Below are 13,443 nucleotides of genomic sequence, written 5' to 3' on the forward strand. Positions count from 1 at the left end.
CCGCCCGGCAAAGCCGGGCAGAGCCTCGAGTGGGGATGTACTAAGAACGGATCAGTCGATGACCAGCGGGAACAGGACGCCGCCATTGTTCCACAGATTGGTCAGCTCACGGTCCATCTTGTAGGGCGAGCCCTTGCCGAGATCGCGCTCGAAGATTTCGCCGTAATTGCCGACATTCTTGATCACCTTGTAGGCCCAGTCGTCGGAGAGCCCGAGACCCTTGCCCATGCCTGGCGTCACGCCGAGGAATTTGGCCACCTGCGGTGAGGTCGGCTTGGCTTTGATCTCGTCGACGTTCTTGGAGGTGATGCCTTCCTGTTCGGCGAAGATCAGCGTGCTCAGCGTCCAGTTGGCGATGTCGACCCAGTTGTCGTCGCCTTGCCGCATGATCATCACTTCGGGCTCGACCGCCAGCACGTCGGGCAGGATGACATGGTCTTCGACCTTGCCCTTGGCGATGCGCGCAATGGCCAGCGTCGGACCCCACTGCGCATAGAGATCGCAGCGTCCCGAGAAATAGGCCTGCTCGAGCTCCTCGGTCTTTTCGATCAGCACCGGCTCGAGCTTGATGCCGAGCTTGGCCGTATAGGCCGCGACCTGCTGCTCCTGCGAGGTGCCGGCGGGAATGCAGATCGTGCCGCCCGCGGCATCCTTGAGCGACTTCAGATTGAGTTCCTTGTGCGCCATCACCTTGGTCGTGCCGAGGTAGTAGGACATGGAGAACTGCAGCCCGAGTTCGGTGTCGCGGCTGAGTGTGCCGCCCGACGCCTTGATGATGATGTCGACATCGCCCGACTGCAGAGCCGGCCAGCGCTGCGCCCAGCTGATCGGAACGACCTTGAGCTTGGTCGGATCGCCGAACACGGCTGTCGCCACTGCCTTGCAGAGGTCGATGTCCATGCCCTTCCAATTGCCCTTGTCGTCCACCTCGGCAAAGCCGAGATAGGAGCCGTCATGGCCGGTGCAGTTCAGTACGCCGCGTGCCTTGACTGTTTCGAGTGTCTTGCCGCCGGCGGCTTGCGCCGGCGCCGAAAAATGCACGAGGCCAAGGGCCAGGGCCGCAGCCCCCCATTTCATCGTCTTCATATTGTCGTCTCCGCTGTTGAGGTTGTTCCGTTTCTTGTTGTTGGAGCCGCGAAAGACACCTTTCGGGGCTCGGTCTCGAAGCCGCTTCCTAGTCGGAAAGCGGGGTCGGTTTCGGCAAGGGGATCGTGAGGTCGCTTCGCCAATCCTGCTGGGCCAGCCAGCGATGCAGGGCAGCCACCGCCTTCACCCGCAGATGTCCGCGCGGGACGACGAGGTAGAAACCCGGAACTTCCTCCGGCCTCATGTCGGCAATGGCATCGCGGCCGATCGGCGCGACCAGCGTGCCCGCCCGGAAATCTTCCTCGGCGTCGATGACGGAAACCAGGCCCACGCCGATGCCTTGCAAGGTTGCCCGGCGCATCGTCGCTGCGTCATCGAAGCTGATGCTGCGGTCGCCTTTCGTCAGTTCCACGCCAAGGTGGCGCAATATGTCCGGCCACAGGCGCTTCGATTTGACGGTGTCGAGCAGCGTGAACTTCGTCAGGTCGTGCGCCGATTTGATCTTCTCGCCGATCGCTGGCGTGCAGCAGATGATCTTCGGGTCCGGCACCAGCAGCGTGGTCTCATAGTCCGGCCAGTTGCCGTAGCCCCACTGCACCGTCATATCGATGTCGTCGCGCCCGAAATCGGGCAGGTCGACCATTGTCGTCAGGCGCAGATCCGCGCCCGGCAGGATTTCCCGGAACAGCGAGAGCCTGGGCAGCAGATAATGCGTGGCGAAATATGGGCTCGCATTGAGGTTGATGCGGTCGCGGTAGGTCGATTTGGTGACGCGGCGCACACCTTCCGAAAACTCGTCGAAGCCGGCCTTGACGTAGTGCGAAAGAAGGATCGCGGACTCGGTCAATTCGATCGACCGGCCCTTACGCTCGAACAGCGTCACTTGAAGCGTGTCTTCCAGAAGCTTGATCTGCTGGCCGACCGCTTGCGGTGTGACCAGCAATTCATCCGCGGCCTGCCGAAAGCTCTTGTGCTGCGCCACGGCGTGGAAGACGCGAAGCGCGTTCAGCGAGGGTAGGCGCAGCTTGCCGGTCATCGAATATTCCGCTCCTTCCGCTCGAGGCTCCGTTGATCATGCACTGCCGTATTCAGTCACCGCCGGTTGCGGAAAGCCGCCTCAGGCATAGATATAACCACCTGAAACGATTACATTTTCCCCGGTCATGTAGGTGTTCTTCGGGCCGCCCGTCATGAGCACCCATTCGGCGATCTCGGTCGGCTCGGCGCCACGGCCGAGCGGGCTTGCCTTGGCCAGTTCCTCCAGGAAGCCGAGGGCCTTTGCCTTCTCCGTGGCCATTCCGGCCGGTGCCACCGAATTCACCAGGATCCCGTCCTTGGCGACGTGATGGGCGAAGGAGCGCGTCAGGCTGACGACGGCGGCCTTGGTCGCCGCGTAATGGGCGTTCTGCGGATGCGCCTTGAAGGCGTCGACCGAGGTCAGGTTGACGATGCGCCCGCGCACATGCGCCTTCGGCTCCTGCGCCTGCATGTGGCGAACCGCCGCCACCATCATGTGGTACGTGCCCTTGATGTTGATGCCGTTGGAGGCATCCCAATCGGCGTCGCTGATTTCCAGAAGCGGACGGCGCGGATAGATCGCGGCGCAATTGATCAACGTGTCGACACGACCGAGCTCGGAAACGATGGCCTCGAAGGCCGTGTGGCATTGCGGGCCGACCTGGATGTCGCATGCCGCCGCCGCTGTCGGTAGGCCCTTGGCCTTTGCCGGCGCGAGCGCGGATTGGGCCGCCTCCTGGTTGATGTCGATGATGCCGATCTTTGCCGCCCCGGCTTCCACAGCCATCTCGGCCAGGAGGGCGCCAAGGCCGGCGCCGCCGCCAACGATCAGAACGGAAAGATCCTTCATTTAAAATTTTCCTTACTTGGTGCCGCTTGGCGAGGTCGGCCAGGTCGGCATGATGTCGAAACGGGTGACGTCGGCCCATGCAGGCAGCGCAAGCACGGCGACGACCATCAGGGCCACATCCTCCGGCTGCACGACTTTGCTGGCGTACATGGCGGCACGCGCCTTGGCGTCGAGGATGTCCTGGTAGAGTTGCGTCTCGACACGGCCGGCGACGATCTCGGTGACGCGTATGCCTGACGGGGAGAGGTCGGCGCGGAGTGCTGCGGCAAAGCCTGAAATCGCCGCCTTGGTGGCTGCATAGACGGCGATGTTGGAGAAGGCCGCGTGGCCGGCGACGGAGCCGGTGAACAATATATGGCCGGACTGCCGCTCGCGCATCTGCGGCACGACAAGGCGGGTGAGCAGGATCGCCGCGCTGAGGTTCACCTCCAGCGTGGCGTCGATGTCCGATATCTTCATGTCGGCGAAATTGCCGAGCGGCGGCATGATCCCGGCATTGTTGATCAGCACGTCGATGGTGAGATCCGCCAGGACCGCCTCCAGCGCCTCGCGATAGGTGATGTCGACGGCGATCGGCACGATGCCCGGACGCTCGGCCTGCAACGCCTTGAGCGCGGCCTGGCTGCGCCCGACGGCATAGACGTCGTAGCCGGCATCGCTCAACGCGATGGCCATGGCCCGCCCTATGCCGCTCGTCGCTCCTGTGATGAAGGCTGTCGTCACCTGGGCTTCCCCATTTGCGGCTTCCCCATTTGCCCGGATTTCAGTGTGCGGCGCCGGCCGGCGCCGCGAAACCAAGAAAACCAGCAAAAAGGAAAGATAAACTTTCGAATTCTCTTTTCCCGTTCGAAAACCGGGCAGGTGATCACCCCGGTGCCGAGGCTGCAAATCCGGCAAAACGGTGGGAAAACGGCGGTTTAAGCCTGCCAAAAACGGTTTCGGCCAGCCGGCGGCGCAAAAACATGGCTTTCGCAATGTATCGCTAATCTGGTCGCCGCCGAAGGTCGGCGCGATCGATGCCGCCGAGCCTTATCCGCCGGTCGGGGAGGGCCTCTTCATATCGGTGAACAGCGAGGCGGCCGCCGCCTTCTGCTCGGCCTCCGTCGCCTCGACGCCGGAGGCCCGGGCCAGCGCTCGCACGCGCCCGAGGCTGTTGTGCAGATGCTTGCGCATGGCCTGGCGCGCGGCGCGACCGTCCTGCCTTTCGATGGCATCGACGATGGCTTTGTGCTCGTTGTGGATGCGCGTGTAGTAGCTGTCCTTGCGCTCCGACGTGACCACGTAGCCGAGCTGGAAGCGCGGAACGATCATCGGCCTGAGATAGGCGAGGAAGCCGTGGATGAATTCGTTGCGCGCCCCCTTGGCGATCGCCAGGTGGAAATCATAATCGTAGTGGATCTGGACGACGGCCGGATCCGCCTGTTGGGCGTCGACCTGTTCCATCAGCGCGCGGATGCCGCTGGCCTCCGCGTCGGTTCGCCGTTCCGCGCAGAGCCCGGCGGACTCCACTTCGACACTCAACCTCAGCTCGAGCAAGGCGATGGTTTCCGGCAAGGTCCTGAGCGCCTCGTCCGGGATCGAGAAATTGCGCGGCGCCGGTGTTTCGCTGACGAACATGCCGCGGCCCTGCTGCGGCACCACCATGCCGTCGGAGCGCAACCGTGCCACAGCTTCCCGCACAACGGTGCGGCTGACATCGTATTCGGCGCAAAGCTCCGCCTCGGTCGGCAATTGCGCGCCGGGAAGCAGCGATCCGGAAAGGATCTTTTCGGACAGGCTCTCCGCCACGACAGTGGAAAGCGGCTTGCGCTTCGTCATCAGTCTCCCTCTAAGATTCGCGATGATGCCCGAACCGGCAGAACCATTCAAACCGCCGCGGTGACGATCAGCTCGACCAGCATGCCGGGCTTGGCCATCCGTCCTTCGCCGGACGAGCGCGCCGGCGCATGCTCTTTCGGCATCCAGGCATCCCACACGGTGTTGACCTCGTCGAAATCCCTGACGTCATCCAGCCACATCTGGACGTGCAGGATGCGGGTCTTGTCCGTGCCTGCCTTGGCCAGCAGCGCATCGATCTTGCCGAGCACCTCGCGCATCTGGTCGGCGGCGGATTGACCCGGCCTCGCGACCTGGCCGGTGAGATAGAGCGTGCCATTGTGGATGACGCCGTGGTGGATGCGGGTGTCGAAGTCGAAACGCTTGATGTCGCTCACGGATTTCTCCCTCGTCAGATCGCCGGCGTCTGCCGGATGGGATTGCCTTGCAGGTACTGCGCGTAAGGCGCCTGGACGAGCCAGCCGGCATCGACAGGGAGGGTAACACCGGTGATCGACGCGGCACGGTCCGAGCAGAGGAACAGCGCCGCCTCGGCAACGTCGCGCGGCTCGACGAAACGGCGCAAGGCCGTGGTCGCCTGGATCGCTTCGGGGTTGCGCTCGCCCTTGGCGATCCTTGCTTTCAGCCCATCGGACAGCGTGTAGCCAGGCGCCACCGCGTTGACGCGCACGCCGTGCGGGCCAAGCTCGGCTGCGAGGATTTGGGTGAGCGCCAGGACAGCGTGCTTTCCGGGTGTGTAGGCCGGCAGCGACAGCGGTGCGAAGGAGGCGAGCGAGCCGACATTCAGGATGGCGCCGCGTCCGGCCGCCGACATCAGCCGGCCGAACACCTGGCAACCCAGCAGCGTGCCGCGATAATTCACCCGCCACATCTTCTCGTCCTCGTCCAGATCCTGGTCGAGCACATGCTTGCCGCTCTGCAGGATGCCGGCGCAGTTGACGACGACTTCGGGCGTGCCGAACGCAGCGCTGGCGGCCTGCGCCAGCGCCTCCACCGAGGCGGCTTCGGCGACATCGGTCTGGATGAACAGGGCGCGCGGCGCGCCCGCCACCTCGCAGGCGCTGGCTGCCTCCTTGCCTCGGATCGCGTCCCGGCCGGCGACGGCGATCTGATAGCCGTCCTCGGCGAAGCGCAGCGCGATGGCGCGGCCTATGCCGGAAGTGCCGCCGATGACGACGGAGGTCAGTGGCTCAGCCATGGCCGCGATCCCTGCGCTCGATGTCGAAGAATTCGGCCATGGCTTCAACCTGGAAGTCCATCATCGGGCGTCCGGGCTGGATGCGGCAGCCGATCGCTTTCGCTGCCTTCAGCAGAGCGGTCTCGGCAGGTTCCATGATGATGTCGACGACCGTCATGTCGGGCGTCAGCTTGGTCACATCCATGGGCAGCGGATCGCTGGCCTTCAGCCCGGAGGGCGTGGCGTTGATCGCCATGTCCATACCGGACGGATCGGGCTGGCCGATCTCGATACGGCATTTTGGAAAGGACCTGCCGACCAGCGCGGCGAGCTTCTCGGCGCGTCCCCTGTCGAGGTCGGTCAGCCGGATTTCCGCCGCGCCTTCCTCGGCCAGACAGTATGTCAGCGATGCGCCGGCGCCGCCGGCGCCGACCTGGAGAATGCGGCGGCCGGCAATCTCGTGCCCGCCCGCCTTCAGCCCGTCGATGAAGCCGACGCCGTCGAAATTGTCGGCATACCAGCTTCCATCGGGCAGGCGCCGCACGGAATTGGCGCTCTCAACCCGCGCCGCGCGGTCATGCGCGGCGGAACACTTGTGATAGACCGCGACTTTGTACGGCACGGAGATGATGACGCCGCGGATGTTCTCGGCCGCCGTAAGGCCGGCCCAGAAGGTGTCGAAATCCTCGGGACGGCAGCTCAGCGGCACCATAAGGCTGTCGAGACCCTTCTGCTCGAAGATATCGTTGAACATGCCGGGGCTCTTGGCATGGCCCACGGGATGGGCCAGCATGACGAAGACATCGGCCTTGCCGGTTCCGCGCATCGATTTATTCCTTTCCGTTTGACAGTTCATGATCGCTCAGCATCTCGAGCGCCTTGGCGAGGGAGGAGTAGTCGGCCTCCGCGCCGCGCAGGGTGCGGTTCAGCACCGTGACGATCTCATGCCCGGCAGCGGCGAGATGGCGCGCCATCGGCGCTCCCATGACGCCAAGCCCGATGAAGCCGATCTTCATGTCCAAACTCCCTGGGAAACACCGCTGGTGAAACCGGCCTTGCAGCCAAACCAAGCCATATGATATAGGACATCATACAAATTTCAATGCACCTTCTTTCACAGGATACCGATCGCAGATGCAGGAGCGCCGCAACACTTTGAAGGCCGCCGTGGCGGCCGGCCGGGCTCACATCGGCATCTGGTGCTCGCTGGCTTCGACCCTCACCACGGAGATCGTCGCGGGCTCCGGCGCCGGCTGGGTGCTGATCGATGGTGAGCATAGCCCCAACGATCTGCGCAGCATCATGGCGCAGCTTCAGGTCATGGGCGGCTTTGACAGCGAGCCCGTCGTCAGGCTGCCGTCCGACGATTCCAATCTGATCAAGCAGGCGCTCGATATCGGCGCGCGCAGCCTGATGATCCCAAATGTGCGCACGGCCGAGCAGGCCCGCGCCATTGTTGCAGCGATGACCTATGCGCCCGGCGGGTTTCGCGGCTTCTCGGTCGGTCACCGTGCAAACGCCTTCGGCCGCATCGCCGGCTATCACGCCAAGGCGCGCGAGCAGCAGCTTCTCGCCGTGCAGATCGAATGCGAGACGGGCGTGGCCAATGCCGCCGAGATCGCCGCCGTCGACGGCGTCGACGTGCTCTTCGTCGGCCCCGGTGACCTCTCGACCAATATGGGCGCGATGGGCAATCCGGGCGCCGCGCATGTGCAGGAGGCGATTGCCTCGGTGCGCAAGGCCGCCGCCGCTGCAGGCAAGGCCAGCGGCATCCTGGCGCCGGCAAAGGCCGATGCCGACCGCTATCTCGCCGGCGGCTTCACCATGGTTGCCGTTGGCTCGGACCTTGGCCTGTTGGCCCGGGGCTCGGACGCCCTGATCGCTTCATTCAACCAGTAGACCGGAGACAGACCGTGGCAATTCCTCCCTACAAGGCGCCGTCGCGCACTGCCTATGACATCGTCATCGTCGGCGGTGCGGTTGTCGGTTCGTCGACGGCCTATTGGCTCAGCCAGGCGCTGGGCAATGGCGCCTCGATCCTCGTGGTCGAGCGCGACTCGAGCTACACCTACTCTTCCACCGCGCTCTCCACCAGCGCCATCCGCCAGCAATATTCCAATCCGATCAATGTGAAGATCAGCCAGTTCGGCATCGACATCATCCGCGATTTTCCGGAGCGGATGGCGCCCTTCTACAAGGACGAGCCGGCGCCCGATCTCGGCTTCAAGGAACATGGCTATCTCTACTGCTGCTCGCCTGAAGGCGTCGAAGCCGCGCGCGAAAGGGTGGATCTGCAGCGCAGCCTCGGCGCCCACACCGTGTTCCTCGAACCCGGACCGCTGAAGGAACGTTTCCCCTGGCTCAATGTCGAGGATCTCGGCGGCGGCTCCTGGGGCTCGCGCGAAGAGGGCTGGTTCGATTCCATGGGGCTGCTCAGCGGCTTCCGCCGCGCGGCGCGCGCCAGCGGCGTCGAATATATCGACAATGCGGTCACCGGACTGGACCTTGCCGACGGGCGCGTCGTCTCGGCGCGTCTTGCGACCGGCGAGACGATCTCCTGCGGAACCCTGGTCAATGCCGCCGGCCCACGTGCGCAACAGGTCGCCGCCATGGCCGGCCTGTCCATCCCGGTCGCGCCCTACAAGCGCTACAGCTTCGTCTTCGCCAGCGCCACTCCGATCCCCGGCCGCATGCCCAACGTCATCGACCTCTCCGGCACCTTCGTGCGTCCGGAAGGCGAGCTTTTCCTCACCGGCAACACGCCGCAGGGTGATGGTCCGGCCGACTATGACGACTTCGAAATGCACTTTGAAGAGTTCGACGATTACATCTGGCCGGCGCTCTGGCACCGCATTCCGGCCTTCGATGCGCTGAAGGTGCAGACCAGTTGGACCGGCCATTACGAATACAACATGCTCGACCACAACGGCATTGTCGGCTTCCACCCGGAGGTGACCAACTTCATGTTCGCCAACGGTTTCTCCGGGCACGGGCTGCAACAGTCGCCGGCCGTGGGCCGGGCGGTGTCGGAGCTGATCGTTCACGGTGCTTTCCAGACGCTCGATCTGTCGCCGTTCTGCTACGAGCGCATTGCGCGCAACGAGCCCTTCCTGGAAGAAGCGGTGATCTGAGGCGAGGGGGCTGGACTTTGCCCGGCCCGGCGACGGCGGATGCGTGGGCGCCGTCGACTAGAAGCCCCGCTGCTGTTTCTGATATCGTTTGACAAGCCGCTCCCGCTTCAGGCGGGAGAGTCGCTCGATCCAGAAGACACCGTCGAGTTGGTCGATCTCGTGCTGGTGACAGACAGCGAGCAAGCCCTCGGCCTCCTCGACAGCTTCGTCGCCATCAAGGGTCTGGTAGCCGATACGGACACGCGCATGCCTTTCAATCTCGTCCGTGACCCCTGGCATGGATACGCTGCCTTCGACGTGCCGGATCATGTCGGTGGATGCCCAAAGAATGGTCGGGTTGACGTAGCTGCGCAGGCCCGCCGAGGGCGACAGTTCGAGGACCACCAGCCGCTTCAGGATGCCGATGTGAGGTGCGGTGATTCCGATGCCTGGCGCGGCCTGCATTGTGTCGGCGAGATCGCCGGCAAGCCGGCGCAGGTCTTCGTCAAAGACCGATATGGGCTCTGCGACGGAGCGTAGACGAAGGTCGGGAAATCTCACGATTGGCCGTATCGCCACATGTCACTCCCGCGCTCGGCAATCGCAGAGGCTAACGCCAGGCGATCGAGAGGCCAAGCCGGCTGGGCAATATGTCAGGCTTGAACGGCGAGCCGCTCTTGCTCCATCTCGGCCATGTCCTGGAAGCGATCAGCAATCCGCGGGTGGATGCGGCCGCCATCCGCCGCGCCGATGGCGACGACAATCTCGTCCGCGGCCGGACCGTCGGCGATCTGGAAGTTGGCGGTGATGAAATGCGAGCGGCGGCCGTTCTCGCTCTTGTGCATCATCGGCAGCGACAGCAGCGCGCCCGGCGCGTTGCGTGTGTTGCAGAATTCGAGATAGGTCGTGCCGCCGACGGCATCGCGGAACACGTTGCCGAAGCGCAGCGTGTGGATCAGCGCCGAAGCGTGCTCGATCTCGCCTGATGTGCCGACGGCTGCGGCCTTGCCGTAGCTTTCGATGCGCTCGGCCGGCATCATTTCGAGCAGCCGGCGCGTGAGTTCATGTCCCAACCGTGGAGCTATGGCGGTAATCTCCGGCCGCAGGTTCTCAACGAAGCCGCGCCCGGCCCATGGATTGCGGACTATGGCGGCGAGGACGATCGATGTCACCGGCCTGGCGGCTGCCTTGCCGCCTTCGAGATGCACTTCCTCGATAAAGGTGCAGATTTTTCGCAATTCCATGGTTCAGGCCCCTGTTGGTCAAACCCAGCCTAGTCAGTGCCAATCGGCGGGTATTCCTCCGGTTCGTAGGAAGAATCGGCGTGCGCCCCGCTTGGAAGCGGTGTAGCGTTCGTATATCCGCGACGGCTTAAATTCGCCCTTCGCGAGTGGCGGAAAATCACCGTGGACCACGAGTCGCAAATTCTCTCCTTGCGGGACGCCGCCAGCCTCATCAATTCGGGCGGCGATCTCCAGTCCGTGCTGCGCGATCTCGTGCTGGCCGCCTGCCGTCATGCCCAATGGACGTTGGGCTCGATCATGGGCATCGACGCCCCGCACGGCCACGCCTATGTCATCGTGCGCCACGACCCGACGCTCATTCACCGTACGCTGCCGGACCGCTGGGAACTGGCCACCAGTCCTTCGATCGTTGCGCTCAACCGCAATGAGCCGGTCTATATCAGGGACGCGCGGGTGTCGGAGGAGTTTCCGGGCTATCGCCGCGAGGCCTTCGAGCGCGACTACCGCAGCGTGCTGGTCATGCCGATGAACTGCGTCGACGAGGACGGCCGGCCGATGGTGCTGACCGTCGTCTCGCGCGAAATCACCGAAGTGACGGCGCAGGATATCGCCTTCATCGGCATGATCGTGCATCTGGGCGAGATCGCGGTCGAGAAGCAGCATCGGCTGCACCAGGAGAAGCAGGCCGGCGAACGCCTGCAACGCGCGCTTTCGGCGCACACCTCGCTTCTGCAGCAGGCCTTGTCGGACGGGTCGGTGGTCTCGCTCGCCGAGAAGGTCAGCGATCTCCTGCCCAATCCGGTGGTGGTGATCGATTTCCATGCCAATCTGGTCGTGGCCGGCCGTTCCCCAAGCGAGGCGCATTTCGACGCCGCCTCGTGGCAGCAGGCGGTGAGCGGAACGCTCAGCCGGCAGATCTTCAAGATAGCGCGCGGCGCGTCCGACGGACGCCACAGCGAGACGCTGTTCGTCGATGACGGCAAGCGCCAGCTCAAGCTTTCGGTGCGCATCGAGCCGCTTACCATCGATGCCGAAGTGGTTGGCGCGCTGATGATTTTCCCGACGCCGCAGGCATCGGGCCAGCTCGACCAGATGCTGCTCGACAGCACCAAATTCGCGCTCAGCGTGCAGATGATGCGCAGCTTCGTGCGCTTCCGCTTCGAGACGCGTTCGCTGACCGAACTGTTTCTGGAAGTGGTCGAGCGCCGTTGGCGCGACGAGGCCGACATCGTCAATCGCGCACGCCGGCTGGGGCTCGACTTGACGATTGCACACAAGATGATCGTCGTCGATCTCGCCGAGCAGGTGAAGGACGGTGCCATCGGCCTTGCCGATCCGCATCATGCGCTGGTGCGCCTGCTTCAGCAGGCCGGCATTGCCGGCGCCGCGATCGCGGTGGAAGACGGCCTTGTCTGCCTGGTTCCGGCCGATGCCGGGCAGGACGGCGCGCGCTTCGCGAAATTGCCGCATAGGATCGCGGCCGAGCTCGGCCGCTATTTCGAAGGCGAGCCGGTGGTGGTGCTGTCCGAAGCCTGTGCCGCGCTGGCCGACTATCCCATCGCCTGGGAGCGGTGCCGACGCATGATCCGGATCGGCCGTTCCTTCGGGCGCACCGGTGTTTTTGCCGGCCAGGATTTCGGTCCGCTGCCGATATTGGTCGCTGCCGCCGACGCCCCTGACGTGCGCGGCTTCGTCGAGGACAGTGTCGGCGCCCTGATCGCGCATGATCGCGACCACGGCACGCCCTATCTCGACACGCTGTTTGCCTATCTGCGCGAGGGCTGTCGCAGCCAGGCCTGCGCCGACGCCATCGGCCTGCATGTCACCACCTTGCGCTATCGCCTGTCGCGCATGGAGGAACTGTTCGGGATCAAGCTCGACACGCCCGAACAGCGCTTCGCGGTCGAACTTGCGATCCGTCTCAGCGGCATCATCGACAGCCGCGTGCCGGCAGCCCGCTAGAAGCCACTCCATCCCAACACCGCTGCCGCTGCCAAGCATTCGCCGCCGGGCACGGGCTCGCCGTGGCCGTGCTTGCTCTGGATGGCAGCAGCGCGCCACGACGTCTTTCCTACAGACCGGAGGAAGAACGCCGGCCGGCTCCTGCCTAGCTTTCATCCGACACTATGGAGGAAAGCAATGGCGGACGCGGTGGCACAAAGGACGATCGACCCGATCGCCTTGCGTCGTGCCTTCGGCACCTTCGTCACCGGCGTCACCGTCATCACCACACGCGATCGTGACGGCAATCCGCGCGGCATGACCGCCAACTCCTTCACCTCGGTCTCGCTCGACCCGCCGCTGCTCCTGGTCTGCGTCGGCAAGTCGGCGGCGAGCTTTCCGGCCTTCAACCAGACGCAGTCCTTCGCGGTCAATTTCCTGCATGAAGGCCAGGTTGACGTCTCGTCTGTGTTCGCGTCGAAGGCGGCGCACAAGTTCCAGTCGGTCAACCATGATCGCGCCCACACCGGCGCGCCGATCCTCACCGACAGCCTGACATGGTTCGACTGCACCGTTCACGACCGCATCGAAGCCGGCGACCACATCATCCTGATCGGCCAGGTCCAGGCTTTCGGCACCAGCCCATCGGCGCCGCTCGGATTTTGCCGCGGCCGTTACGCCAGCGTCAAGGATCCGCTGCCCGCCGGCTGGCTGGCCTCGCAGGACATGATCATCGGCTATCTGGTCGAAGCGGGGAACCGCATCCTCTTGCGCAGCGATGGCAAGGGAGGCTGGGTGCTGCCGACGGCGCGGCGCCGCAAGGCTGACAGCCAACTTGTGCTGGATGGTGGCGAGGCGCTGAGCCTCGTCCCGGAAAACACCTTCCTCTATTCGGTGTTCGACGTCGCCGACAGCGACCCCGGTTATCTCATCTACCGCGCCGAACTGAGCCGTGAGAGCGCTAAAGCAGCACTTCCGGACGGCCACGCCTTCTTTGCCGTCGATGCGCTGCCCTATGAGCGGATCGCCACGCATGAATTGCGCGCCATGCTGCGCCGCTATGCGCGCGAGCGCCAGGACAAGCGCTTCGGCATCTACATCGACACCGGCGACGGCGGCCGCGTCGCCATGATCGATGGCCAGTCGCAATCGTGGACGCAGGCCGCGTCCGAATGATGTTTC

Annotated in this window: 15 protein-coding genes; 4 read left to right on the top strand and 11 right to left on the bottom strand. The window is 64.3% G+C overall.

The annotated features are described in order from the left end of the window. Positions 1–51: 51 nt before the first annotated feature. The 9 genes from AC04SF_RS01080 to AC04SF_RS01120 all read right to left on the bottom strand — a co-directional run bounded on the left by AC04SF_RS01080 (position 52) and on the right by AC04SF_RS01120 (position 6,982). Positions 52–1,086, bottom strand: a complete 1,035-nt coding sequence (locus AC04SF_RS01080; RefSeq protein WP_488476133.1) for an amino acid ABC transporter substrate-binding protein — start codon at positions 1,084–1,086, stop codon at positions 52–54. An 88-nt stretch (positions 1,087–1,174) separates the two neighbouring features. Then, positions 1,175–2,122, bottom strand: a complete 948-nt coding sequence (locus tag AC04SF_RS01085) for a LysR substrate-binding domain-containing protein (RefSeq protein WP_096455296.1) — start codon at positions 2,120–2,122, stop codon at positions 1,175–1,177. 81 nt (positions 2,123–2,203) lie between these two features. Then, positions 2,204–2,953 carry an SDR family NAD(P)-dependent oxidoreductase gene (locus AC04SF_RS01090; RefSeq protein WP_488476134.1) on the bottom strand — a complete coding sequence of 250 codons (750 nt, stop codon included), beginning with the start codon at positions 2,951–2,953 and terminating at the stop codon, positions 2,204–2,206. A gap of 12 nt (positions 2,954–2,965) precedes the next feature. Then, positions 2,966–3,676: an SDR family oxidoreductase gene (locus AC04SF_RS01095; protein ID WP_488476135.1), complete on the bottom strand. Its 711-nt coding sequence runs from the start codon at positions 3,674–3,676 to the stop codon at positions 2,966–2,968. A 306-nt stretch (positions 3,677–3,982) separates the two neighbouring features. After that, positions 3,983–4,771, bottom strand: a complete 789-nt coding sequence (locus AC04SF_RS01100; protein ID WP_488476136.1) for a FadR/GntR family transcriptional regulator — start codon at positions 4,769–4,771, stop codon at positions 3,983–3,985. Between the two features lie 47 nt (positions 4,772–4,818). Next, a complete protein-coding gene (locus AC04SF_RS01105; protein ID WP_244735202.1) occupies positions 4,819–5,166 on the bottom strand; it encodes a RidA family protein in 348 nt (115 codons plus the stop codon). Between the two features lie 14 nt (positions 5,167–5,180). Next, the gene (locus AC04SF_RS01110; RefSeq protein WP_488476137.1) at positions 5,181–5,987 is read right to left on the bottom strand and encodes an SDR family NAD(P)-dependent oxidoreductase; all 807 of its coding nucleotides are present in this window, start codon (positions 5,985–5,987) and stop codon (positions 5,181–5,183) included. Beyond that, positions 5,980–6,792 carry a shikimate dehydrogenase family protein gene (locus AC04SF_RS01115; protein WP_488476138.1) on the bottom strand — a complete coding sequence of 271 codons (813 nt, stop codon included), beginning with the start codon at positions 6,790–6,792 and terminating at the stop codon, positions 5,980–5,982. The genes AC04SF_RS01110 and AC04SF_RS01115 overlap by 8 nt, the downstream gene beginning before the upstream one ends. A 4-nt stretch (positions 6,793–6,796) precedes the next feature. Beyond that, complete coding sequence (locus tag AC04SF_RS01120; RefSeq protein ID WP_488476139.1) at positions 6,797–6,982, bottom strand: NAD(P)-binding domain-containing protein; 186 nt, start codon at positions 6,980–6,982, stop codon at positions 6,797–6,799. A gap of 118 nt (positions 6,983–7,100) precedes the next feature. On the opposite strand from AC04SF_RS01120, the gene AC04SF_RS01125 reads away from it, so the two are divergent. Beyond that, a complete protein-coding gene (locus AC04SF_RS01125; RefSeq protein ID WP_488476140.1) occupies positions 7,101–7,865 on the top strand; it encodes an HpcH/HpaI aldolase family protein in 765 nt (254 codons plus the stop codon). Between the two features lie 14 nt (positions 7,866–7,879). After that, the gene (locus AC04SF_RS01130) at positions 7,880–9,097 is read left to right on the top strand and encodes an NAD(P)/FAD-dependent oxidoreductase (protein ID WP_488476141.1); all 1,218 of its coding nucleotides are present in this window, start codon (positions 7,880–7,882) and stop codon (positions 9,095–9,097) included. Between the two features lie 57 nt (positions 9,098–9,154). On the opposite strand, the gene AC04SF_RS01135 is transcribed toward AC04SF_RS01130, so the two are convergent. Next, positions 9,155–9,655 (bottom strand): peptide deformylase, encoded by a 501-nt coding sequence (locus tag AC04SF_RS01135; RefSeq protein ID WP_488476142.1) that lies wholly within the window; start codon positions 9,653–9,655, stop codon positions 9,155–9,157. A 74-nt stretch (positions 9,656–9,729) separates the two neighbouring features. Then, a complete protein-coding gene (locus AC04SF_RS01140; RefSeq protein ID WP_202351067.1) occupies positions 9,730–10,320 on the bottom strand; it encodes an amino acid synthesis family protein in 591 nt (196 codons plus the stop codon). A gap of 162 nt (positions 10,321–10,482) precedes the next feature. On the opposite strand from AC04SF_RS01140, the gene AC04SF_RS01145 reads away from it, so the two are divergent. Together AC04SF_RS01145 and AC04SF_RS01150 are read left to right on the top strand one after the other, a co-directional pair. Continuing rightward, a complete protein-coding gene (locus AC04SF_RS01145) occupies positions 10,483–12,282 on the top strand; it encodes a helix-turn-helix domain-containing protein (protein WP_488476143.1) in 1,800 nt (599 codons plus the stop codon). 177 nt (positions 12,283–12,459) lie between these two features. Then, positions 12,460–13,437 (top strand): flavin reductase family protein, encoded by a 978-nt coding sequence (locus AC04SF_RS01150; RefSeq protein WP_488476144.1) that lies wholly within the window; start codon positions 12,460–12,462, stop codon positions 13,435–13,437. Positions 13,438–13,443 lie beyond the last annotated feature (6 nt).

It is taken from the genome of Mesorhizobium sp. CNPSo 4671 (genome assembly GCF_057784245.1).